Source organism: Vibrio sp. S12_S33, from assembly GCF_963889785.1.
Classification (GTDB): domain Bacteria; phylum Pseudomonadota; class Gammaproteobacteria; order Enterobacterales; family Vibrionaceae; genus Vibrio; species Vibrio aestuarianus.
Map to the genome: position 1 here is coordinate 1 of NZ_CAWPQZ010000222.1, position 569 is coordinate 569.

Below are 569 nucleotides of genomic sequence, written 5' to 3' on the forward strand. Positions count from 1 at the left end.
GGTGTCTAAATCGAACGTCACTGGCGTGCTTTCAGCTGTGGTGTTGCCCGCTGCATCACTGATACTGCTGGTAACACTATAAGTACCCTCGTCCGTCAAGCTTGGAATGGTGATGCTCGCACTGCCGATATCGACGTCCGTTTGCGTCACGGTGTAGGTTTGCTCAGTGGTGGTGCCATCTGGGTTGGTGATGGTTAACGTCACCGTATCCCCTACTTCCACACCCGTTGGAATACTCACCACAGTTTCAACGCCGTCACTGTTTTCCGCCACGCTGACGCTGCCGTCCGCCGCATCGGCAATGGTAACGGTTGGCGCGGTGTCACTCGTACCGTCGCCGTCGGTATCACCCGGTACGGTGGTGTCTAAATCGAACGTCACTGGCGCACTGTCACCACTGCTGTTGCCTGCGGCATCCGTAATGCTGCTGGTGATGCTGTAATTACCTTCCGCTGTCAAGCTTGGAATGGTGATGTCGGCGCTGCCATTGGCAAGGTCCGCCGCCGTCACGGTGTAGGTTTGTTCCGTGGTACTACCATCTGGGTTGGTGATGGTTAACGTCACCGTAT

1 protein-coding gene is annotated in these 569 nt (G+C 56.1%); it reads right to left on the reverse strand.

What is annotated here, in order from left to right; translation table 11 throughout:
* A partial coding sequence (locus AACW06_RS19965; protein WP_192076380.1) for an Ig-like domain-containing protein occupies positions 1–569 on the reverse strand: 569 nt, incomplete at both ends.